17 protein-coding genes are annotated in these 22,697 nt (G+C 45.7%); 11 read left to right on the top strand and 6 right to left on the bottom strand.

Annotation, left to right across the window (positions count from 1 at the left end; genetic code table 11):
• Positions 1–40: 40 nt before the first annotated feature.
• The gene (gene glmS / locus AQULUS_RS12450; protein ID WP_148340592.1) at positions 41–1,873 is read right to left on the bottom strand and encodes a glutamine--fructose-6-phosphate transaminase (isomerizing); all 1,833 of its coding nucleotides are present in this window, start codon (positions 1,871–1,873) and stop codon (positions 41–43) included.
• A 375-nt stretch (positions 1,874–2,248) separates the two neighbouring features.
• Positions 2,249–4,414, bottom strand: coding sequence for a sensor domain-containing protein (locus AQULUS_RS12445; protein ID WP_172622883.1), 2,166 nt, complete (start codon positions 4,412–4,414; stop codon positions 2,249–2,251).
• A gap of 270 nt (positions 4,415–4,684) precedes the next feature.
• On the opposite strand from AQULUS_RS12445, the gene AQULUS_RS12440 reads away from it, so the two are divergent.
• The 3 genes from AQULUS_RS12440 (at position 4,685) to AQULUS_RS12430 (ending at position 8,189) form a co-directional block, all read left to right on the top strand.
• Positions 4,685–5,911, top strand: coding sequence for a Bcr/CflA family efflux MFS transporter (locus AQULUS_RS12440; RefSeq protein ID WP_148340590.1), 1,227 nt, complete (start codon positions 4,685–4,687; stop codon positions 5,909–5,911).
• Between the two features lie 78 nt (positions 5,912–5,989).
• On the top strand, positions 5,990–7,006 hold the full coding sequence (locus AQULUS_RS12435; RefSeq protein ID WP_148340589.1) for a hypothetical protein: 1,017 nt from the start codon (positions 5,990–5,992) through the stop codon (positions 7,004–7,006).
• 91 nt (positions 7,007–7,097) lie between these two features.
• Complete coding sequence (locus AQULUS_RS12430) at positions 7,098–8,189, top strand: serine hydrolase (RefSeq protein ID WP_148340588.1); 1,092 nt, start codon at positions 7,098–7,100, stop codon at positions 8,187–8,189.
• Positions 8,190–8,323: 134 nt separating this feature from the next.
• Here the strand turns inward: AQULUS_RS12430 and AQULUS_RS12425 are convergent, their stop codons facing one another.
• The gene (locus tag AQULUS_RS12425; protein ID WP_148340587.1) at positions 8,324–9,106 is read right to left on the bottom strand and encodes a hypothetical protein; all 783 of its coding nucleotides are present in this window, start codon (positions 9,104–9,106) and stop codon (positions 8,324–8,326) included.
• A gap of 67 nt (positions 9,107–9,173) precedes the next feature.
• A complete protein-coding gene (locus AQULUS_RS12420) occupies positions 9,174–9,512 on the bottom strand; it encodes a GIY-YIG nuclease family protein (RefSeq protein ID WP_148340586.1) in 339 nt (112 codons plus the stop codon).
• A 151-nt stretch (positions 9,513–9,663) separates the two neighbouring features.
• On the opposite strand from AQULUS_RS12420, the gene AQULUS_RS12415 reads away from it, so the two are divergent.
• The 3 genes from AQULUS_RS12415 (at position 9,664) to AQULUS_RS12405 (ending at position 12,126) form a co-directional block, all read left to right on the top strand.
• Positions 9,664–9,876: a cold-shock protein gene (locus AQULUS_RS12415; protein ID WP_148340585.1), complete on the top strand. Its 213-nt coding sequence runs from the start codon at positions 9,664–9,666 to the stop codon at positions 9,874–9,876.
• A gap of 120 nt (positions 9,877–9,996) precedes the next feature.
• Positions 9,997–10,998, top strand: a complete 1,002-nt coding sequence (locus AQULUS_RS12410; RefSeq protein WP_148340584.1) for a serine/threonine protein kinase — start codon at positions 9,997–9,999, stop codon at positions 10,996–10,998.
• A gap of 354 nt (positions 10,999–11,352) precedes the next feature.
• A complete protein-coding gene (locus AQULUS_RS12405) occupies positions 11,353–12,126 on the top strand; it encodes an SDR family oxidoreductase (protein WP_148340812.1) in 774 nt (257 codons plus the stop codon).
• A gap of 55 nt (positions 12,127–12,181) precedes the next feature.
• Here the strand turns inward: AQULUS_RS12405 and AQULUS_RS12400 are convergent, their stop codons facing one another.
• Positions 12,182–13,066 carry a glutaminyl-peptide cyclotransferase gene (locus AQULUS_RS12400; RefSeq protein WP_148340583.1) on the bottom strand — a complete coding sequence of 295 codons (885 nt, stop codon included), beginning with the start codon at positions 13,064–13,066 and terminating at the stop codon, positions 12,182–12,184.
• A gap of 288 nt (positions 13,067–13,354) precedes the next feature.
• On the opposite strand from AQULUS_RS12400, the gene AQULUS_RS12395 reads away from it, so the two are divergent.
• From AQULUS_RS12395 to AQULUS_RS12385, 3 genes are all read left to right on the top strand, one after another.
• Positions 13,355–15,865: a bifunctional diguanylate cyclase/phosphodiesterase gene (locus AQULUS_RS12395; RefSeq protein WP_148340582.1), complete on the top strand. Its 2,511-nt coding sequence runs from the start codon at positions 13,355–13,357 to the stop codon at positions 15,863–15,865.
• Positions 15,866–16,044: 179 nt separating this feature from the next.
• Positions 16,045–17,142 (top strand): cell division protein ZapE, encoded by a 1,098-nt coding sequence (gene zapE, locus AQULUS_RS12390; RefSeq protein WP_148340581.1) that lies wholly within the window; start codon positions 16,045–16,047, stop codon positions 17,140–17,142.
• 599 nt (positions 17,143–17,741) lie between these two features.
• The gene (locus AQULUS_RS12385) at positions 17,742–18,674 is read left to right on the top strand and encodes a transglycosylase SLT domain-containing protein (protein WP_148340580.1); all 933 of its coding nucleotides are present in this window, start codon (positions 17,742–17,744) and stop codon (positions 18,672–18,674) included.
• A 55-nt stretch (positions 18,675–18,729) separates the two neighbouring features.
• Here the strand turns inward: AQULUS_RS12385 and AQULUS_RS12380 are convergent, their stop codons facing one another.
• Entirely contained in the window at positions 18,730–19,683 is a 954-nt protein-coding gene (locus tag AQULUS_RS12380) for a diacylglycerol/lipid kinase family protein (RefSeq protein ID WP_148340579.1), read from the bottom strand.
• A 179-nt stretch (positions 19,684–19,862) separates the two neighbouring features.
• Here AQULUS_RS12380 and AQULUS_RS12375 point away from each other — a divergent pair, with 179 nt between their 5' ends.
• Both AQULUS_RS12375 and AQULUS_RS12370 read left to right on the top strand, forming a co-directional pair.
• A complete protein-coding gene (locus AQULUS_RS12375; RefSeq protein ID WP_148340578.1) occupies positions 19,863–20,279 on the top strand; it encodes a hypothetical protein in 417 nt (138 codons plus the stop codon).
• The gene (locus tag AQULUS_RS12370) at positions 20,269–22,542 is read left to right on the top strand and encodes a GAF domain-containing protein (RefSeq protein ID WP_148340577.1); all 2,274 of its coding nucleotides are present in this window, start codon (positions 20,269–20,271) and stop codon (positions 22,540–22,542) included. Before AQULUS_RS12375 ends, AQULUS_RS12370 begins: the two co-directional genes overlap by 11 nt.
• The last annotated feature ends 155 nt before the right edge of the window (positions 22,543–22,697 follow it).

Raw genomic sequence — 22,697 nt, 5'->3', positions numbered from 1 at the left:
CAGGACATTTCAAGCTATCAATCGCTGCTATTCTGACCGGTTATTCGACGGTGACGGATTTGGCCAGATTACGTGGCTGATCAATATCGGCGCCTTTGAGAACAGCCGCATGATAGGCCAACAGCTGCAGGGGAATCGCGTAAATAATCGGCGCGAGCAGCTTGGGAACATGCGGCATGTGAATGACGCTGATGCCGTCACGGTTTTCCATGCCTGTCTGCCCGGTCGTCAACAAGACAATGTTGCCGCCTCGTGACAGGATTTCTTCAAGACTGGATTTCATTTTTCCAATCATGTCGTCATTGGGAGCAAGTGCGACGATGGGAATGCTGTTGTCAATCAGCGCAATGGGGCCATGTTTAAGCTCGCCTGCAGGAAAAGCCTCGGCGTGAATATAGGAAATTTCTTTGAGTTTTAATGCGCCTTCCATCGCGACAGGAAATTGGATGCCGCGACCGATGAAGAAGCAGTTTTGTTTGTGCTCTAGCCCTTTGGCAATTTTTTGGATTGCGGCATTTAATTTCAACACTTCTTCCGCATAACCCGGCATGGCGCGTAACTCTCTTATCATGTCGGTTTCTTTCAGCGCATCTAATGCGTGAGCATGTCCTAATGCAATCATCAGCATAAATAATGCTTCTAACTGGCAGGTGAAGGATTTCGTTGAGGCAACACCTATCTCAAATCCGGCATCAATCAGCAGCACGAGGTCGGACTCGCGAACCAGCGAACTTTCAGCCACGTTGCAAATAGATAAGGTGGCGAGATAACCACTGGTTTTGGCCAGGCGCAGCCCGGCGAGGGTATCAGCGGTTTCACCGGATTGTGAAAGAGTAATAAATAAGGTGCCAGGCTCGATAATATGATTTCTGTATCGATATTCGCTGGCAATTTCCACTTCACAGGGAATTCTAATGATTTCTTCAAACCAGTATTTGCTCACCAGTCCCGCATGATAACTGGTGCCGCAGGCAATAATCTGAATACGTTTTGTCCTCCTGAAAATATCCGCCGCATTTACGCCAAACGCTTCTGCCATCACCTGATGCGTGGTCATGCGGGATTGAATGGTTCTGGACATGGCATCAGGTTGTTCGAATATTTCCTTCAACATGTAATGGGGGTATTTACCTTTGCTGGCAATTTCATGATTGGACGGAATCTTGTGACTGGGCCGATTCACTTTCTCGCCATTGATGCCGTATATGGTGACAGTATCGCTCGTGATGTCTGCGACATCGCCGTCTTCAAGATAGATGACTTGGGTGGCAACGGGACGCAGGGCCAGTGTATCAGAACTGATGAATGTTCCCTCTTCACCCAAACCAATCACCAGCGGACTGCTGAATCTTGTTGCAAACAGCCGCCCTGGCTCGTCCTTGTTGATCACGCCAATGGCATAGGCACCTTTTAGCTGCTGAATCAGAGAGCGGACTGCCGTGAGTGTATCCACGCCTTGTCTGATTTTCTGGTGGATTAAATGAGCGATGAGCTCTGAATCTGTATCAGATGTGATATGGCATCCTTCTGAGAGCAGGCGGTGACGCAATGATTCATGATTTTCTATAATGCCATTATGCACTATGGCGATGGCGTCGCCGGCGGTATGCGGATGAGCATTATTTTCGCTGGGTCTGCCGTGCGTTGCCCAGCGTGTATGGGCTATCCCTGTGTTACCGTCCAAAGAATTTTTTCCGACTTCGTCAATGAGTACCTGAACTTTACCCGCGGTGCGAATGCGCTGCAGCTGTTGGTTCGGGCTGATTACCGCTATGCCTGCTGAATCGTATCCGCGGTACTCCAGCCGTTTCAAGCCTTGGAGCAAAAGGCCGGAAACGTTCTGCGTTCCCACCGCACCTATGATTCCACACATGAGCGTCATCCCCAATTATATGAAAATATGTGAAATTAATCAGAGAGGCTTGGCATAGAGAAATCTGTTTGCCTCTTCTTAATCATAGCACTGAATATACTGTGCCAGGTATGAGGGAACATGCGCCAATTCAAAACATGACGCGGACAGAAAAACGCGATTCCTTTTGCCTTGAGCATCTGTATCTGTTCTGCCGGTGAGTTGGCGGTTTCATCAGGATTGAGCGACACGACCGACCGGATGGGAATGCTGACGCTCAAGATCATACGTGATTCAATATACAGCAGTCTCTTTAGAGGCACTCTGTGAAATTTCGGGGATATCCTTGAACTGTGCTAATTTTCTATCCTGTTTTCTTTGTTCCAAACGCTGCCATTATCCCTGGTAAAACTGGTATTGATTAGTGCCGGACTCTTTGGATGCGTACATGGCTGAATCGGCGTGTTTCAGCAGTTCAATGGTATCGTTTCCATCTTGTGGAAAAATGGCAATGCCGATGCTGATGCCTGATTGGAGTTCGTGTCCCATAATAAGAAACGGCTGTCTCATTTTGTCCAGAATTTTCCTTGCTACACTCTCTGCGTCCAGCGCATTATTGATCTCGTTCAATACAATGACAAATTCATCGCCGCTCAGACGTGCGATGGTGTCTTCCTTGCGCAGCGAAAGGCTTAAACGTACTGCGACAGCTTTAAGCAACTCGTCTCCGATGTCGTGCCCCAGCGTATCGTTGATATGCTTGAATTTGTCCAGGTCCAGAAACATGACGGCAAGAATATGATGGTGTCGCTTAGCCAGGGCGATGGCATGATTTAACCGGTCGATCAGCATGCGGCGGTTGGGAAGGCGGGTTAGTGAATCATGATAGGCAAGCTGGCGGATTTTATCTTCCATGAGTTTTCGTTCAGTAATATCTTCTACCTGAGAAATGAAAAATAAGGGGTCATGTGTCAAAGAGTCACGTTGCAGAGACACGGTAAGCTGTACCCAGATAATTTTTCCATCTTTGCGGATATAGCGCTTGTCCAGATGATAAGACTGGATTTTTCCCTCTGTTAATTGTTTTAACCGAACCAGGTCTGTAGACAAATCATCCGGATAAGTAATCTGCTGAAATGACTTTTTTTCAAGTTCATTTTTGGGGTAACCCACTATCTGACAAAGTGAATGATTGACTTCGATGAATTGGCCGTCAAGCGCGACAATGGCCATGCCTATCGGCGCGATGTCCATGGCGTTTCGAAACTGTTCTTCGCTGATCTGCAGTGCTTTTTCAACTTTTTTTTGCTCTGTTATGTCGAACATGGTTGCTCGGCTCATGATCAGGCTGCCGTCGGGATGCTGTTTCGCGTGAGCGTTATAGAGAACGATCAGTGACGTGCCGTTCTTTCGAGTCAGATGCATTTCCTGGTTTTTTAGCGAAGCCCATTTTGTGGGATGTTTGAAATGCTTGCCCAAGGTTTGGCGGCTTGAATCTGCTAACAGATCAAACAGCTTCATTTTACCCATGATTTCGTCGCGTTGATATCCAAGCCATTCCAGTTCGGTATCGTTCATACGGATGAAGATACCCTTATCGTCAAGGGAGTGATAACCGCAAGGCGCATGATTATAGAGATCTTCGATCTCATCATGTGATTTTTGCAATTTCATTTCGGCGGTTTTCCGCCGGATGTCGGCTTTCATGAGCATATGGGAAACGAACAGAATCATGATGAGATAAATGGCTGTAATCGTGATGAATGAGCGGGATATTTGCGGCATGAAATCATACAGATTTGCCTCATGGCTATAAATCCATAAATTACCAAAAATGACCGGAATCAAGACAACCAGTGGAACCAGCCAGCGCGCAACAATGCCACCGGTGGTGTCGCTGATAAAAAGCGACATGATGCCTTTTTCAGGGCGAATGCAGAATAGCGCGGCGGCAACGAATGTGAAAACAATAGCGATATAAACCGTTGATTGTGAATATGTCAAGGACTGGAGCGGCGCATTAATCTGGGACCCGGTGCCAGAGATAATGGATAAGCCATATAAACCGACAATGAAACTGCTGGCCTGGACCATCCAGTCAGTATGCCGCATATCCAGTAATACCAGAGCCAGCCCGATGAACACAATGCTAATAAAGATTCCAGGCAAAGTTTGGATAAATGAATAGCTAGAACCTGAATTTGTCTGGCTTGTCCGTATAAGTTCCCCTAGATGAAAATTCTGCCCTGTCACATATTCCGCGAGAGGAATCAGTCCAAGTAAAAGAATAATCACGCCAATCAGTTTTCCGGTCATATTTAAGATAAGACGGTCTCTGGAAAGGGGGCTGGCTTGCAGCAAGAGTGACATACCGGTCAAAACAAACACCGCGGAGATGCCGGGTTTTATCGAGGCCAAGCTTGGAAGGAAAGAGCGGGCCGCCGGCATGTGTGGAATCCATACGATGAGCGCAAGCAAGCCCATCAGGCAAATGAGTAAACCCAGCAGCAAGGAAGCTTTTTGGAAAGCCGAGACAAGCCGCATGTTTAGATATTGACCCATGGGTTCTCCCTCTTGCTGCATTACATTAAATGTGTAACCAGGCAAGGAAAGCATGATGAAGTATATGATTATTATAAATCATGACGGTACAAATTAATGGTTTTGATGCCGGGGTCTGAAGGCGGGAATTGTATTCAATGCAATGATATAATATGAAAATAAGAGACTGGTCACTTTAATTAGGGCGTCGGCGGACCAAGGGGCGTATTTTAACTCATATGGAAAAAGTCTATAATTCATGAACATACATGAGGCGGAGGAGTCGGGTGCATGAGTGCCACCGGAGGGGCTGAGCTGGATGCGAGAAAACACATCATTACGTTTATTGCCCTGATTGGCATGCTGATTTCCGGCTTAAGCGTTGATATCTATGCTCCATCCTTGCCCGCGGTGACGCAGTATTTTAATGTTGACAAAGGGCTTGTCCAATTCAGTATTACCACTTACATGATAGGGTTCGGGCTGGCGCAATTGTTTGCCGGCAGTTTCTCTGACAGCCTGGGACGGAAAAATCCATTGATTATTGCTATTTGCTTATTCAGCCTTATTTCATTTCTGATTCCATATTCACAATCCATATATCAGCTGCAATTGTTGCGGCTATTGCAGGGTGTTGCTGTCGCGTGTGTCAATGTGCCAACCCGGGCGATTATTGCCGATTTATATGAAGGACCTGAATTTTATAAAATGATGAATTACGCTACCATTGCTTGGGCGATTGGTCCAATTATCGCGCCGGCGATTGGCGGCTATTTGCAGCATTATATTGGATGGTACGCATCATTCTATTTCCTGGGTGGATATGGTGTTTCATTACTGCTGCTGAATCTTTTTTTTCTGCCTGAAACCATCAAGAACAGACGCCCGTTTAACGGCAGGGAACTCCTCTACTGGTACTGGACTTTGCTGCACGATCGCAGTTATCTTCTTGGCATAGTCTGTCTCGGACTGCTCTATGCCATGTTAATACTGTTTGGAGTGGTTGCACCCTTTCTGATACAAAACGTATTGAATTATTCGGCGGTCCATTTCGGGTATATGGCTTTGCTGATAGGACTCGCATGGTTTTTTGGAAATATCACTAACCGCTTCATGATCCATATCAGAATTGAGAAAAAGGTGAAAATCAGTTTGATGATCATGTTAATGGTAACCTTGGTCATGCTGAGTTTCGCCTTAAAGGATACCATCAGTATTTATGACATCATACTGCCGACGATATTCCTTTATTTTCTTGGCGGGCTGGTGTTCCCAAATCTATTTGCGCAGAACATTGCGATTTTTCAGCATATCGCGGGTTATGCGAACGGGCTGATGGGTTCTTCTGTCGTGCTTATCGCAGGTGTGGGCAGCGCTGTTGGCATCATGCTTAAATCACACTCCCAGGTTCCGCTGACCTTGGCGTATTTATCCATTACAATGATATGCTTGCTGTGCAGTTTTTTGGTTACATACAGGGAATTGGCGACAATCAAGAGCAGCATCGTCGTCGAATAGAAAGGCGGTTAAAATGCCGGGGATTTTTCTGGGATAATGGTATTTATCACTGAATAATGGATACTCACGGGATGGATTATGAGAGATACCGAAAATGAATTTGTAGACGACCCTTATGACGGGTATGCGTCTTGTCCTGACACCAGCCGTGCCTACCATCATTCGTCACATGAAAATCAGCTTCGCTGGATGCAAAAAAGCGAACAAGTCATCCAGGAGTTCATGGATAATTTGTTTTCATTTAATCATTTTCATGATGCATTCGCTCATCTTGCCCGCCAACGACATGAGATCGCGTTCGAACTCAAGCAAAAGTCGGAAGAAGGGCAGACAGATAATTATGGGTCGTTCCGAAAGGAAGATGATCATTTTCGTCAAATTATTTCAGCCGGTGACGGAGAACAATTCTGGAAATGGCAAAAAACTAAAATCTTTGATCTCACCCGTGAGCTCATCGCGCCATTGAGAATGGATTCGGCGAACAAGATGGATAACAGGAATTATTTTGAAAATGACATCCTAATTTGCCTTAGGGAAAAAGTGGTGGTGGACGAAAATGATGCCACTTATTATTGCATCACCATCAAATTTCCCAAGGATGATATGATACCTGCCGGCATTCAGCATGCTGCGACGCTGACGCAGATTGAATTATTTGATTTTGATCATCATTCCAACCGCGATATGATCCGTATTGAGTATACACCTGTTGACAGGGAGAATACGCAGGGGCACTTGCAAATCGCAGACATATATTACCAGGCGCTGCTTGCCTGGCGGCCAGCAAACGGTGTGACGCGATATCTGGAATTGTCAGCCAGACTGGCCTATCTCCTGGCCCATTTATTGCTTGTTAAACAGGGAAATTCGGGAATTGTCGAGTGGATGCTTCGCGGTATTGCGTTCAAGAACGGGCTGGCTTTGGGAAAATTTAATCGTGCAGAGGGTATTAGCTGGGATTTCAAAGCCATTTTGACCCCTAGTCAGCCACAGTATCTTGACTGGTTTTCAACATCTTTGTTCTCAGGCTGGGCATTGATAGATTATGCAAACCCATTGCCGAGATTTTCTTACCATTATCATAAATCCACCTGATCAAGCTGCAGGGTTTCCTGCCGGGTTTATCGTATTCAGAGGTTATTTTTGATATGATGTCGCGACTTTTTATTTGATCCGGACATATATCATGCGCCAATCATTGATTATCTCCCTGTTGTTTTTCCTGATGGTCTTGAATACAACCGCTGCAGCTGTGCAGCCTTACATGGAGCCGCTTGCTGTGAGTCAAATGATTGACAGAATGGCAGTTTCACACCAGCGCAAACATGATATTCCGGGAATGGCGATAGCGGTTTATTACCAGGGACGAGATTATTTGCATAATTACGGACTCGCAAATGAAACACGGAACACCCTGGTGACAGAAAACACCTTGTTCGAACTGGCTTCGATTACCAAGGTATTTACCGCCACTTTACTCGCGATGGAAGTGCAAACCGGAAGTGTACATCTGGATGATCCTGTCGTGAGATATCTGCCTGGTTTATCCACAACGAAAAACCTTCCGATTGATCATGTTACGCTGCGGGAGCTCGCGACGCATTCTTCAGGCTTTCCGCGAGATGTGGAAGGGCTGGGTATCAGCAAGGGAAGGGATGATACCCTGATTTACGCTTTGAAAACATGGCGTCCCAGCCGCCCCGTCGGATCACATTATCAGTATTCCAATATCGGATTTGGTTTGTTGGGCAAGGCGCTTGAGAATGCAGCGCACGCGAGCTATCAAGACCTGCTGAGAAAAACGATTACACAGCCGTTAGAAATGTCCCATACCCTGATTAATGTGCCTGATACAGGATTCCCGCGCCAGGCCCGGGGATACCGTGCCAATGGGATGCCTGCGCCTCATTATGTGCCGTTAAATCTCCTGGGTGGCGGTGCGCTGCGCTCTTCTTCTTCTGATTTATTGAAATTTATGAAGGCATATTTGGGCGTCCCCGGCGCGCCTGTTTCAAAGAACTTGTTCTTAGCATTACAGCTTGCCGTCAGCCCGTTTTATAAGGTCAATTCCCGCTTTGACATGGGACTGGGCTGGCAGCGTGTTACCCGCTCCGGTAAAGTTTATATTACGAAGAATGGAATGAATCAGGGATTTAATACATTTATCGGTTTTGATCAAAAAGACAAATTTGGAGTCGTTGTCCTGACTAACAAGCGTGACGGCAAGGCGGAAACCCTTGGCACAGTTATTCTGGACCGCCTTGCTGCCGGGCGCTGAAACTCATCTTAAGTCTCGCTTCGCTACACCGCGAAGAATTGTCTGTTTCCAGTGCGGCCGCCGCCTCGCATAGCGAAGCAATATCGAGTCTTGAGACGAGTCCCGGGAAAAACCGCATGCGGTATCCACCCTGTTCAGGTATACCGGCGTGCATCATGCGGCGACGGGGAGTCAGGCGGGGATGCATTAGAGCCGTTTTTCCCTGATACGCTTTTGAATAACAAGGTTCCGGTGATGGCAAGCCCGGCTATCAAAAGTCCGGTCAAGCCCATGGCGGCAGTTAATTCTTTGTGCTCAAGTGGAAAAGCCAATATTTTTCGGATCATATCTGGTTCGGATGCTCGCGAGGAAGGCGGATCAATCGGGCAGGCAGCTTTCTTCATGACATCTTGTATCCATCCGCGATAGTTAGAGTTGACGTAATCGCAGGCAGCGGTAAATTTTTCCTTTTGCTTTTCGATCTGATCGGCAAACCTGAGTATGGCAAAATGATTTACCGCGCCAACAAATGCGCAAATCAGGCTGCAATTGTCTATTTGATCCAGATATTTTTCCCAGTCCAGCAAGACCACGATTTCTTTCTTGATTTTTCCCTGGTCATCCAGTAGTTCCCTGCGCGCCTTGTCCGCGATCGCGCTTTCCCAGAGTCGCAGTCTGGTTTTGTCATCCTGGCTGTCCAGATGAATTCCATTGTCAGATAGGCGAACAGTCCTGATTTCAGAGAATATTTGTTGAAACTGGTCAGACAAGGTATCCAATTCTTCTGGTGTCACGAGTGATGGAAACTCATCGAATACGCGTGAAACAATACGGCTTCGGATTTTCGCCTGGCTGGATTGGCGGCAGAGGGTCATGACTTCAGGGTTGGTAAAGTCCTCGGTCAGGATGTCAATGAAGGTCAGTCGTGGAGAAGACATATGGGAAGTCCATTTCAGTTCGGTTTAGCCATATTAAACCATATCTGATGGAGAATGCGCGAAACAATTAAAACAGGCTGGATGGTGCTTTGCCGCCCGACATCAGTTCTGCCGGATGGCAGCATGGAAACTGATGTGTAAGCATTTCTGGAAATGCGATCAAATTTTGTTTTTCCTGCCGGCTCAGCGTCTTGATATGGCGTTCAACCTGCATGGCGCCAGATTTGCCCGCAGCGATTCGCCAGCATTGAACAATGCGTAAGGGTTTGAAACTACGAGTAAATTTGCATTTAAGCGTACCGGCGGCATGTTCTTTCAGCCGCCGCGCGAGGTTGGTTGTGTAGCCGGTATAATAAGCTCCATTTTCACAGAGCAAAATATATACATAGCAACCTGACTGATCCATTGTGTCCCCTGATATGATATTTACAGACTAAGCTTAAACTTTGTGTTAAATTACATCATATCTCATAGCGTATTCTGATTTAATTCATCATGAAATTAAAAAGGGATGGTTTTTGAGGTATTACATCAATTTAAACTAAAGGTTAATTTATATGTCAGCTCGTGAAAGAGGAACCGTTAAGTGGTTCAACAATGATAAAGGTTTTGGTTTTATTCAACGTGAAAATGGCCCGGACGTGTTTGTGCATTTTCGTGCTATCAATAGTGATGGCTACCGTTCCTTAAGCGAAGGACAACGGGTAGAATTTACTGTTGCTCAAGGACAAAAAGGTCCACAAGCAGAGAATGTTACTGTCGTTGAATAATCCCGACAGTTTCTGCGATTGACACAGTCGCTGGTGCGTGACGCATCAGCTACCTGAAACTTGTAAGCAGGCCTGCCATGTCTTGGCGGGCCGCTTAGCATGATGTGCTGTATCCTAATTTTGAATAATACCAATACACCTTATACCAACCTGGATCCCAGTTTGATCATGGACGCGATCGAAAGCCTGGATTATCGCTGTTCAGGCAGTTTATTCGCATTAAACAGTTATGAAAACCGTGTTTACCAGGTCGGCATCGAAGATCGTGCGCCTCTTATTGTCAAATTTTATCGGCCTTTTCGCTGGAGTGATGCTGCAATCATAGAAGAGCATCAATTCGCTATCGAATTGGCGGCATGCGATATTCCCGTGGTGGCTCCTTTGGAGTGCGGAACTGGAGAGACGCTGCATCGGTACCAGGGTTTTCGTTTTGCCCTGTTTCCAAGGCAATCGGGGCGCTCATTGGAGCTGGATAATCTCGAGCATCTGGAATGGATGGGACGCTTCATCGGGCGTTTGCATGCGGTAGGCGCTTGCCGGCCGTTTCAGCACCGCATGGAGTTGAATGTGGAGACTTATGGCCATGCTCCCTACCGGTTTCTGGTGGATAATCAGTTTATTCCTTTCGAGCTCAGACATAATTTTTGTCTTGTGCTGGATCAATTGCTGGCCAAGACGGCACAGTGTTTTGATGAAGCCGGATGTTTTTCAACTTTGCGTCTGCATGGTGACTGCCATGCGGGAAATGTGCTATGGAATGACAAAGGCCCGCATATCGTTGATCTGGATGACTGTCTGACGGGTCCTGCGATACAGGATATCTGGATGCTGTTGTCGGGCAGCGCGGAACAGGTTGAAGTACAACTGGACAGGATTCTTGACGGGTATTGTGAGTTTTATGACTATAATCCGCGTGAACTTCACCTGATTGAACCGCTGCGGACTCTGCGGATGATTCATTACGTGGGGTGGCTTGCAAAACGCTGGGAAGACCCAGCGTTTCCTCTCAATTTCCCTTGGTTTAACACACCGAGGTACTGGCAGGATTTCTTGCAAAACCTCAATGAGCAAAATGCCTTGCTGGATCTCTCACTGGATAAGATGCGTCATCCTGAACAATAAATAAATGCGTTATCCGGTGGTCTGATATGAGTTATTTGCCTCGTTTTTCCTTTTTAGCGGCACGTTTTTCCTTCAGCGTCTTAGTGGGCTTTTTTTTCTCTTCTTTCTTGCTTTCTTTTGATTTGGCCATACTTTTCTCCTATTCAAGTTTAATGTAGGCAATATATTATTTGATTGCCTCGCGCTGTTGTCAATGAGCAGACAAGACGGTGATGCTCGAGGCTGTACGCAAGACAGGACAGGCAAGATTAGCAGGATTCGCTGCAATAATAATTTAACAGAATTGAATATTGGCCGGATGATATGGTAGAAGAGCGACAGGGCTTTGATGTCAGTCCAATAACAATTGGAGAGATGCGCATGATGAAAGACAAAGTAGTTTTTATTACAGGTGCTTCCAGCGGGATAGGCGCTGCCTGCGCCAGACGGTTTGCCAGAGAAGGGGCGGGGCTTTTACTCTGTGCGCGGCGGCTTGATGTACTAAATGAACTGGCGTCCGAGTTGCGTGCGCAATTTGATGCAGAGATCCATACCTTCCAGCTGGATGTCCGCTGCGCGGATGAGGTGAAAAAGGCTTTAGCCGGCCTGCCTTCAGAGTGGCGGCAGGTGGATATTTTGTTAAATAATGCCGGACTGGCGGCGGGACTGGATACGCTTCAGGAAGGCGATATTCAAGACTGGGAAGACATGATCGACACTAACGTCAAAGGACTGTTGTATGTCACGAGAGGAATATTGCAGGGCATGGTCGAGAGAAATGCGGGGCATATTATTAATATTGGTTCTATTGCCGGCCATACGGTCTATCCAAAAGGCGCTGTCTATTGCGCTACAAAATTTGCTGTTAACGCCTTGACGCAAGGTCTGCGCATGGACTTGTTCGGCAAAAAAATTCGTGTCACCACGATTGATCCTGGCGCGGTGGAAACAAACTTCAGTCTCGTCCGCTTCAAGGGAGACAGCCAGCGTGCTTCAGCGGTTTATGAAGGAATGGATGCCTTGTCAGCGGAGGATATAGCTGACACGGTGTACTATTGCGCGAGCCGTCCTCCGCATGTGAATATCAGCGAAGTAATTATCATGCCTACGGACCAGGCAGCTGCAACCATGGTGGCAAGAGCGACTTGACTACACAGGGCGGGAGAGTGTCGTGCTGGACAAGTTTGAAAGCCGAGTGGTTACTTTACTGCGTGACAGACTGGTTTGCAGGGTTTTTCTTTTCGATTTTGATAGTGTAGATGAATGGCCAGTTTTTACCGGTCACTAACAGTGTATCATCGCTTTGATTATACGCAATTCCATTTGCGATGCAGTCTGATACGACAGGCGGGCAATTTCTGTGTGTGTAAAGCTGTTTAATATTGATCCAGCCGGTTACTTGGCCTGTCTGAGGCGAGATCATGATGATGATATCTGTAGGCAAGACATTGGCGTAAATACTGCCATTAACATATTCAAGTTCATTCAGGGAGCTGATTTTGTAATTTTGCGCAGCGACGGTAAGCGTACGCATTGTCTTAAAGGATTTAGGATCAATGAAGAATAAGGTAGAACTACCATTGCTCATGATAAGTTGCTGATCATCATTGGTTAATCCCCACCCGTCCGTCTGATAATGAAAGGTGTTCTGGATGGAAAACGTATTTTTATTATAAACAAATCCGGTTCTTTCCTTATAGGTAAGCTGATACACCAGGTCGCCGATGACCGCGATTCCCTCCGCGAAATATTGAGGCGGAAGCGTGTATTCCTGCAGGACTTTCCCTGTCATCATCTCTATTTTTCTTAATTTGGATTTTTTATATAATCCGGTACTCTCATAAAGATAGCCGCCATCGATCAGAAAACCCTCGGTAAAACTGGTTTTGTCATGAGGGGAGGTAGTGATGACCTGATACTGATATTCCGGTACATGCGCGTTTTTTAAGGTTTGTTCAAGGAGAGTGTGTGCCTCCGAGGGAGCGAATTCATTTTTGACAGCTCCCTTGCCTTTGCAAGCCATGAAAACGAATAGGGAAGCGGCAAGAACACAGAAAGAAAGGATAATTTTTATCATTCGTTTGTTCAAGACATGTCCTCATAAGCTGTAAAAAGTGTGAGAGATGATTTGAAATCCTTAAGACAAAAATCCTTTCCAGCCTTGGCAAACCCGCGTCTTGCAGCCGGCTTCGCAAGGCCACGAATCGCTGCCGCGGGCGCGATTAACATTCATTCATTGTCTTGGCTGGTTCGTCAAATAGCATATATTGAACAGTCCTTGCATTACAAGCCTCCGAAAAGGCGTCTTGGTATAAAACCATGTTACCATGTCATTGAATACTTTGATGAGACTCGGGACATAACTCCGGAGAATGTAATGAAATTGAATAATAAGGTATTGCTGGGTATTGCCTTGGTATGGTTGATGTTTTTGATCGCGGCGTACGCCGGGTCTCGTCTGTATATGCTTGACAGCTACTTAGTGCTTGAACAGGAAAAGGCAAATCGTGATCTCGCGCGCATTGATCAGTCTCTGGATCAATTACACAATTCCCTGCGGACTTTTACTTTTGACTGGTCACATTGGGGTGAAGTTTATGCGTTTATGCAAGGGAAGAACGCGGCGTTTGTTCGCAACAACTTCAATCTGGCCACATTTATTGCTTCTGACATCGATTTCCTGACTTATTGGGATAAACACGGCAAGCTGTTGGCGGGAGCGGCCATTGACTCACGTAATGAGCGGTTCATCCCCTATCCGGCAGGTCTGGAAGAATATCTATATCCCGGTAGTTTTTTGCTTGATAATGATACGAAAAATACCCTTTTGAGCAGTTATATTTCTCTGCCGGAGGGCATCATGATGCTTGCTGTCAACGATGTGACAGACGGTAAAATCACTACAACACCGATTGGTAAATTGATAGCAGGACGATTTTTGTCTGACAAGATGATGCAAACCATGCGGAAAATGACGCAGCTTGATCTGGAATTACTGCCTGTAGACACGAATGCTGGTTATGCTGATCCCGTGATGCTCAAAAATGCAATTGCCGGCCTGGCGGATAATCATTTCATTAAAATCACGGATGATAAAACCTTACAAGGGTATGTTATTCTGCGTGATTTCAATGGCCGCCCTCTGGCGCTGATACGCATGACAGCCCCGCGCGGTATTTACATGAGTGGGCAGAAAACGACATATTATTTTCTTGCCATTTTTGTGGCATTTGGGATATTGGCTTCACTTATTCTGATGATATTCATCCGACTCCTGGTCATTAGGCGGCTGGAAAACCTGGATCGCGGTGTCGCAGATATCAGTGCAAATAACCGTTTTGACAAACGCGTATGGGCGTCTGGAAATGACGAATTATCCTCTGTCGCCAGGCAAATTAATAAGATGATGGGTGTGATTCAAGCTTCACAGGAGGCTTTGGAATGCCGGGTTCTGGAACGAACACAGGAATTGCAGCTTGCCAATGAAAAACTCAGGGCTGAAATTCATGAGCGTTTATCCATGGAAAATGAGCTGCTGGTTCACAGGGAACATCTCGCCCGCCTTGCTCATTATGACAGCCTGACTTCGCTGCCTAATCGGATTTACTTCAACCAGCTCCTAGATCATGAAATCAGTATAGCAGCGCAGGAAAACGGAAAATTTGCGGTGTTGTTTATTGATCTGGACCGGTTTAAAAACATTAATGATGCCTTTGGCCATCAAGTGGGCGATCGTGTTTTGAATGAAGTAGCTAAGCGTATGAAGGCAGTATTGAAAGAGGACGATTTACTGGCGCGTCTTGGAGGAGACGAATTCATCATACTGTTAAGAGCGGTGACTGGCCGCAAAATGACGGATACTTGCGCAGAAAATATAATAAAAGTATTTTCACAGCCTATCACGGTTGAGAATCATGAATTTTATTTGTCAGCGAGCATGGGGATCAGCATTTTCCCGGATGATGGCGATTCACTGGAAATTCTGCAGCGTAATGCGGACCTGGCAATGTATGAATGCAAGTATGCGGGCGGTCACGGCTACAGCTATTTCACCAGGGACATGACCTCGCTGGCAAATGAAAAAGTACAAATGGAATATGCAATAAGAAAGGCTCTGGAGAACAAGGAATTTATCTTGTACTACCAGCCAAAATATCATGTGTCTTCCGGCGCGATGGCGGGAGTGGAAGCCTTGATACGTTGGAACCATCCTGAATTAGGCGTCATCAGTCCTTCCAGATTTATTCCGCTTGCCGAGGAAACGGGACTGGTTCTGCAAATTGGCGAATGGGTTTTGCATGAAGCATGCCGTGCCTGCCGCTCATGGCAAATGCTTGGGTTCGAACCAGTGCGTGTCGCTGTGAACCTGTCAGCCAGACAGTTTCACCAGCATGACTTTGCTGAACGGGTTATGCGCGCGCTGGATGAAGCAAAATTGGATGCGAAATATCTGGAGCTTGAAATCACCGAAAGTGCCATCATGGAAAATATTGATGGGACGGCGGCCAGGCTACTGGAAATCCAGAATATGAATGTTGCCATATCAATTGATGATTTTGGGACAGGATATACCTCCATTGGTTATCTCAACAAACTTCCTGTCAGCATTCTTAAAATTGATAAAGAATTCATTCACGGTATACCTTTCAATCACAGTGACAATGCCATCGCTGCCGCGGTGATCGCGCTGGCTCACAATCTTGGTCTCAAGGTGGTGGCGGAAGGTGTGGAATCGTCTGAGCAGTTGCAATGGTTGTCAGATCATGGATGCGATATGGCGCAAGGCTATTTTTTGAGCAAGCCCTTGCCTGAGCAGCAGCTAATCAAGGAATTCGCCAATTCGGGTGCAGCAGCAGGGGAGGCAAGCGGCATCGTACTGACTGCCTGATACGGCTGCGGGGATGTGATGTAAGCGCTCTGTGCTCGCGTCGGGCAATGCCTGTATTGAAACAAGGCTCTTCCCTTCCGGGGGTTCTTGATTAAAGGAGAGCCTGCTGATACATTATCGGCGCTGGTTCTGTTGTCGGCCGGCATTCAATGACATTATGCATGCCATGATATTGATAAATGCAGAAAATGACGCCTCTCGATTATTACCGTGATCTGTGCAGCAAAGGTTTGATTCTAGAAGACCAGCATCAGCTTGAAGTGATGAATGATTTACAGCTGGTTTATCTGGATATTGTTTCAGAACACAAGAAACAGTCGCGGATTTCTTCTATCATACGCAAATCAAGACTGGTAAAAGGTTTGTATCTCTGGGGGGGAGTGGGCGTAGGAAAAACCTTTATGATGGACTGCTTTTATCATTGCATTCCTTATCACGATAAAAAACGCATGCATTTTCATCAATTCATGCAGCTTATTCATCACGAATTAAAAAAGTATCAGGGAAAAAAGGATCCCTTATCCTACATCGCAGATGATTTAGCGAAAAACACATCATTGCTTTGTTTTGATGAGTTTATCGTGACAGATATCGCTGATGCCATGTTACTAGGGCGGCTGTTGAAATTACTGTTTTCAAGGCGCGTCTGTCTGGTGGCAACGTCAAACACCATGCCTGATGATCTATATAAAAATGGATTGCAGCGCAAGTCATTTTTGCCCGCCATCTCTCTTATAAAACAACATACCCATGTTGTGCATATTCCCGCGGTGATGGATTACAGAATGAGGTCCATTAAAAGAGCGGATTTGTTTTATATCCCGCATGACCGTCATGCCGTCGTAAACATGGAAAGAATATTTGCCAGGCTGGCCCGTCATGAATCTGTGACACAAGAGGCGGTGATCATACATGACCGCGCTATTCCTGTGATTGCACGTTCGCATTCCGTTATCTGGTTTGATTATCGTGCAATCTGCACCCCTCCCAGAAGTCAGAATGATTATCTGGATATTGTGCGGCACTACTCTACAATCATGATCTCCGATATTCCGTTGATCGCGCCTGAAGCAAGAAACCAAATCACACTTTTCATCAAGATGATAGATATTTTTTATGATCATCATGTTTGTCTCATCTGTTCCGCAGCCGGTGAGCCGGATGAAATCTATAAACATGGCAGTCTGCTATCTGAATACTCGCGTACGCGTTCGCGCTTGTTAGAAATGCAATCTGACGCGTACAGAAATCAATGCATGGGTCGCAGGCATGACTAATCATGATAGTTATAATTTATCGCGGCAGACACTGGAAATCTGCTTGTTGCCAAGTATAATGATATTCGGCAGGCATTGATCGAAGCCCTACAAGCAAAGTCCGAGGAAGTCAGAAAGATGGTGCGGTGTGCATGCCTCTTGATAGTCTAACAGTGGTTGGGCTTTTCATTGAGGAAGCCTTAAGCGCCACTGAGACATCCACTTATCATTCTCGGGCCTTCGATCAATCCTGCCTTTTTATTTTTTATATGGAATGGTTGTGGAATCAACCGCGTATCGAGCCTGCAAATACCGGGTATGCCTGCCTCGGAATCATTATTCGCCATGCTGCAATTGCATATGAATTCATGCTGTCTGTCCAGATAAGGCTGATAAAATAAAATGAATTTGCGCGATTTTAAAATCATGAAGCGCATATTAATGCCAGCTTAACAACAGGAAAATCTGTGCATAAAAGGATATTTTCAGGCTAATTTTACTGCGGATTTTGGCCTGAATGAGGCACATAATTATTTAAATAATAAACAATTTAAAAAATACAAGTCCAAATAGGCGCAAAAAAAGTTTTTCCGCGATTGAAATTATTGTAGAATGTCACGATGCAATTAATTATCAACTTGTCTAAATTTATATTTCTTGCCGTATTGAGTTGTACTCTGTTGATTACCTGGTATGGTGAAGAAACCGAAGTGATCAATCTGGTTCCGAACTATTATGGTGAGGCTGCCGGTGATGACGCGAGTGACTCTATCTGGAACACCATGAGAAGTGAATTCCGGCTGGATTCGCGCACACAATCAGCGCAAGTGCAGGCTGAAATCCGCAAGATGATTGCGGATCCCGTCAGGCTTTATAATATTCTCAAAGCATCTGTTCCCTATATTTATTTTATCCATGAGCAGACAGAAGCGCGGGGTTTGCCGGCTGAGCTTGCGCTGATTCCCGTCATAGAAAGCGAATACAATCCCAATGATCGTTCAAATAAGGGCGCGACAGGTCTGTGGCAATTAATGTCGCAGACTGCGCATGAATTAGGCGTGAAAGTCAAATCCGGGTATGATGGCCGCCGCAACGTGATAGCTTCAACTAAAGCTGCGCTGGCATATTTTAATGACCTGGGTCAATATTTTAATGGAAATTGGTATCTGGCGATTGCCGCGTATAATTGTGGACAGGAAAGAGTAAAATCCGCCGTTCGTCGCGCCGGCACCGACAGTTTCTGGAGTTTGCCTCTGCCCAAGGAAACAAAATACTATGTTCCGAGATTGCTGGCAGTCGCTGCAATTGTGAAAGATCCGAAAAAATACGGTGTTGAACTGCCGCCGGTATCCAACAAACCTTATTTCGAGGAAGTCAAGGTGGCTAAACCTGTTAGCCTGGATAAAGTGGCGAGAACAGCGGGAGTGAATATAGAAACATTAAACCGTTTGAATCCTGACTACACACACGGTTCAACCCCTAAATCGGAAAACGCAACATTGCTGGTTCCTGTTGAAAAGGCACCTGTTGTCAAAGCACAACTTGGCGCCTGACATCCACTCTCAATATCATTGACCCAGACGCAATTCAGCCTGAAAGCTGGCGCAATTATGATATCACTGGCAATAATACGCGCAGGGCGCCAGGACGAACGGATATGTTCGCTGGTGAATAACCAAGCGCGTCGCCATCAGCAAAAATCTGTGATTCATTGAGCGTGCGTATCCGGATATGTCGCCCGCGGATAATCTTGACGCCTTCTTCTAAAATATGCGTGCCTTTATATAACCGCGGCAGATTAAGCAGCAGCCTGAATCGGGAAACCATGCCAATAAGAACGACATCAAGCATGCCGTCCATGACTGACGCATTGGGCGCCAGTTTCATGCCGCCGCCGTAATACTGTGAATTTGCGACGGCAATGGAATGGCCATGATGTACAAATTCATGCCCATCTATATTGACTTCAAACTGCATGGGTTTCCACCTGGGCAATACGCACAAACCGGCTATAAGATAAACTGCGGGTCCGTTTATAAAGTGTATGCGGTTCGCGAGATCGCTAACCGCTGCATCCAGGCCCAAGCTGCAAATGGTCAGAAAAGGAAGACGATTGACTATGCCCATGTCAATAGCTGATTCTTTGCCGGCAGCAAGGACCTGGCACGCGGCCACTGGATTCAGCGGATAATTCAGCATGCGGGCAAAGTCGTTTCCACGCCCCGCAGGGAGCACTGCAAGAATGCCGTTACATTGCGCCAGCTCCTGAGCGACGATACGTATCGTCCCGTCTCCTCCGAATACAGCGACGCATTCGCCTGCGCCGGCTGCGTGGCGTGCGGCCTGTTTTGCCTGTTGCACATCGGAAGGGATCACTAATCTGTAGTTGAGCGGAATCGATCGCATGGCTTGCTCGACCCTGGGCAGAAGACGCAGTGCTCGCGCGTTCGCGGCGTACGGATTGACCAGTATACAGATATCCCTTGAATGCATTATTGACGCTCCCATGTCTGTCATGCGCGGCTTGGATTTGAGGGAATGTATACGAAATTGTGGCGCCATGCCATGACTTTCATTAGGAGAAGGATTGACCGGCGAAGGGAATGAAGTGAATTAAGTTTATGTTTTAATAAGAATATTTGGATAGAAACAAGGACACTCTGCCTATGCTAAACTTAATATAAGTCTTTAAAGCGAAATGTACGAATCATTTTGCCTCGATGTCGATGAGGAAATATTGAATGACAACATCAAATCCGGAACAAGATAATCGACAATTAAAGGAAACCATACTGTCCCTGAGAAATAAGCTGGAAACAATTCATGCGGAGATGAGGAAGAGCTTTCAGAAAGATGTGTCAGTCTATAATAGCCAGATCATGCAATTGCAAATGAACATCCTGGAACTGAGACAGGAGCTGGAAAAGTCAAAATTTGAAAATCTGAAGAATCTGGAAGAAATGACAGCAGTCAAAAATAGCGAAATTAGCCAGCTGCAGATTACTATATTTTCCTTGAGAGACAAGCTTGAAACAATACATTATGAACATGAAAAAAATATTCAGGCACAGGCTTCAAAATATAATCAGGAAATAAGCCAGCTTCAAAATACCATTCGTGAGCTTAGGGCGATAGTGGAGCAAGCCAATGCAAAATGAAATGGTCGTGAAAAACTTGAAATCAAAAAGTTATTACCGTCTGCTGTCCCAGATATATAGAGATGTGGCTAAAACGTCAACTTTAAAAGAAGCGTTGACAACACTGGTAAATGTAACAACATGCGTGATTGGCTGTGAGCGCGGATCAGTCTTTTTAAATGATGAAAAGACAGGCGAGTTGTATTCCTTCATTGCACAGGGAGACTTGCACCACGAAATCAGGGTGTTGAACACGAGCGGGCTGGTTGGCTGGTCATACACACATAACGAAGCTGTTTGCGTCAAGGATGCTTATAAAGATGAAAGATACAATCGGGTAATAGACCAGATCACCGGATTCAGGACAAAAAGCGTATTATGTGTGCCGCTAAAAAGCGTAAATAACGAATTGATTGGCGTGACACAAATGCTCAACAAGATAGGCGATGAATTTACCGAAACTGATATACAGCTTGTTAAGGCGTTGACCGAGCAGGCTGCCTTGGCAATCCAGAGCAAACTTACCATTGAACACATTGAGGCGGCGCATAAAAAGGAGCTGGAGTTTCTGGAAGCCATGTCGCGTGTCTCTGCTGAAATTCAGTTGTCTTCACTCTTGGAAAAAATCATTGCAACCATCACTAAGGCGCTGGATGCCGAGCGTTCCACATTGTTTATTAATGACTCCAAATCAAATGAATTATATACCGAGGCCAGCATAGGTCTTGAAAAGAAGGAGATTCGATTTCCCAATCATCTCGGTATCGCGGGCGCAGTGTTTACAACAGGAGAAATCATTAATATCCCGCATGCTTACGCGGATTTGAGGTTTAACCCTTCATTTGACAAAATGACAGGGTTTTTTACCAGATCAATTCTGACCGCGCCAGTCAAAAACAAGGCTGGTCATGTAATTGGCGTCACTCAGGTGTTGAATAAAAAACATGGCGAGTTTAATGAAGATGATGAATCACAGCTTGTCGCGATCAATACTCAGATATCCATGGCGATTGAGAACGCAAAATTATTCGACGATGTGCAAAATATAAAGAATTACAACGAAAGCATACTCGAAAGCATGTCAAACGGTGTTTTGACAATCAATGAAAACAATAATATCGTGACTTGTAACAAGGCGGGAATGAGAATTCTGGAGATAAGCTCGCTTTCGGACATTCTTAACAAGGATGCAACGATATTATTTAGCGGTCCTAACAACCTTTTGTCCGAAAAAATAATGCAATTGAACCGTTCGACTGATCAGGTTCAGCAAGAAGTGATGCTTGATGCTGAAATTAGTTTCAGAAACAAGACGGTCGTGGCGAACATCACGATTATGCCGTTGTTGAGTATCAAACAGCAGCGCCTGGGTATCATGATCATGATAGAGGATATCAGTTCTGAAAAAAGAATGAAATCGACCATGTCGCGGTATATGAGCCCGGATTTGGCGGACCAGCTGCTAAAATCGAGTGAATTTTCATTAGGCGGCACGAGTACGGTCGCAACAATTTTATTCTCGGACATAAGAAATTTCACGACGATTTCTGAATCACTGGGTGCGGAGCAGACAGTCAAGCTGCTCAACGATTATTTCACTCTAATGGTGGATTGCATACATAATGAAGGCGGAATGCTGGATAAATTCATAGGTGACGCAATCATGGCTGTCTATGGTACGCCGTTCCCGCACGAAGATGATCCTGACCGGGCGGTGAGAACAGCTATTGCCATGATGAAGGCATTGCAGAAATTCAACAAGAAACGGTCAAAAAACAATTTGATTACCATTAATCATGGGATAGGAATCAACACGGACAAAGTGGTGTCAGGCAACATAGGTTCAGAAAAGCGTATGGATTTCACTGTGATAGGTGACGGAGTCAATTTGGCATCGAGGATAGAAGGCCTTTGCAAACAATACGGCGCACAGCTGCTAATCAGTGAATTCACATACAAAAAGCTCAAGGCAACGTACCGGACAAGACAAATTGACAAGGTTATTGTCAAAGGAAAAGGCAGGCCTGTTCAGATATATGAAGTAATCGACTTTTATGATTCTGAAACCTTTCCCAATCAGATTGAGGTGTTGGGTCATTTTAATAATGGCATTGAGTATTATAACCGCGGCGATTGGAACAAGGCAATTGACTGTTTCGAATCTGCGCTAAAATTACATCCTGATGACAAACCGTCTGTTGTTTATTTGGAGCGATGCAGAAAGTTAAGAAAGAATCCTCCAGTCCAGGATTGGAATGGCGTCTGGATCATGGAGCAAAAATAGCTGGCCTTGTACAGGCAAAACGCATCTCTCGTCCTAGGCGCTTGATTATTATTAGTGCCATTTCAATCAGAGTACTTGTCCTTCGTCAAGTGCCGGCAATCCGGCAACGGGTTGTTCAGGTAACGTGAAATTTCCACATATTCAAGATGTTGTTG

The sequence above is a fragment of the Aquicella siphonis genome (genome assembly GCF_902459485.1).
Classification (GTDB): Bacteria; Pseudomonadota; Gammaproteobacteria; order DSM-16500; family DSM-16500; genus Aquicella; species Aquicella siphonis.
The sequence above is the reverse complement of the archived record's forward strand: the minus strand, read 5'-3'. Positions and strand labels throughout refer to the sequence as shown.

Bases quoted from the DNA above. Each gene is read 5' to 3' on its own strand.
- AQULUS_RS12420 (WP_148340586.1), bottom strand. From the start codon at position 9,512: ATGGATCAGTCAGGTTGCTATGTATATATTTTGCTCTGTGAAAATGGA.
- AQULUS_RS12425 (WP_148340587.1), bottom strand. From the start codon at position 9,106: ATGTCTTCTCCACGACTGACCTTCATTGACATCCTGACCGAGGACTTT.
- AQULUS_RS12380 (WP_148340579.1), bottom strand. From the start codon at position 19,683: ATGGCGCCACAATTTCGTATACATTCCCTCAAATCCAAGCCGCGCATG.
- AQULUS_RS12385 (WP_148340580.1), top strand. From the start codon at position 17,742: ATGCAATTAATTATCAACTTGTCTAAATTTATATTTCTTGCCGTATTG.
- zapE (WP_148340581.1), top strand. From the start codon at position 16,045: ATGCAGAAAATGACGCCTCTCGATTATTACCGTGATCTGTGCAGCAAA.
- AQULUS_RS12405 (WP_148340812.1), top strand. From the start codon at position 11,353: ATGCGCATGATGAAAGACAAAGTAGTTTTTATTACAGGTGCTTCCAGC.
- AQULUS_RS12430 (WP_148340588.1), top strand. From the start codon at position 7,098: ATGCGCCAATCATTGATTATCTCCCTGTTGTTTTTCCTGATGGTCTTG.
- AQULUS_RS12445 (WP_172622883.1), bottom strand. From the start codon at position 4,414: ATGGGTCAATATCTAAACATGCGGCTTGTCTCGGCTTTCCAAAAAGCT.
- AQULUS_RS12395 (WP_148340582.1), top strand. From the start codon at position 13,355: ATGAAATTGAATAATAAGGTATTGCTGGGTATTGCCTTGGTATGGTTG.
- AQULUS_RS12435 (WP_148340589.1), top strand. From the start codon at position 5,990: ATGAGAGATACCGAAAATGAATTTGTAGACGACCCTTATGACGGGTAT.
- AQULUS_RS12415 (WP_148340585.1), top strand. From the start codon at position 9,664: ATGTCAGCTCGTGAAAGAGGAACCGTTAAGTGGTTCAACAATGATAAA.
- AQULUS_RS12370 (WP_148340577.1), top strand. From the start codon at position 20,269: ATGCAAAATGAAATGGTCGTGAAAAACTTGAAATCAAAAAGTTATTAC.
- AQULUS_RS12440 (WP_148340590.1), top strand. From the start codon at position 4,685: ATGAGTGCCACCGGAGGGGCTGAGCTGGATGCGAGAAAACACATCATT.
- glmS (WP_148340592.1), bottom strand. From the start codon at position 1,873: ATGTGTGGAATCATAGGTGCGGTGGGAACGCAGAACGTTTCCGGCCTT.
- AQULUS_RS12375 (WP_148340578.1), top strand. From the start codon at position 19,863: ATGACAACATCAAATCCGGAACAAGATAATCGACAATTAAAGGAAACC.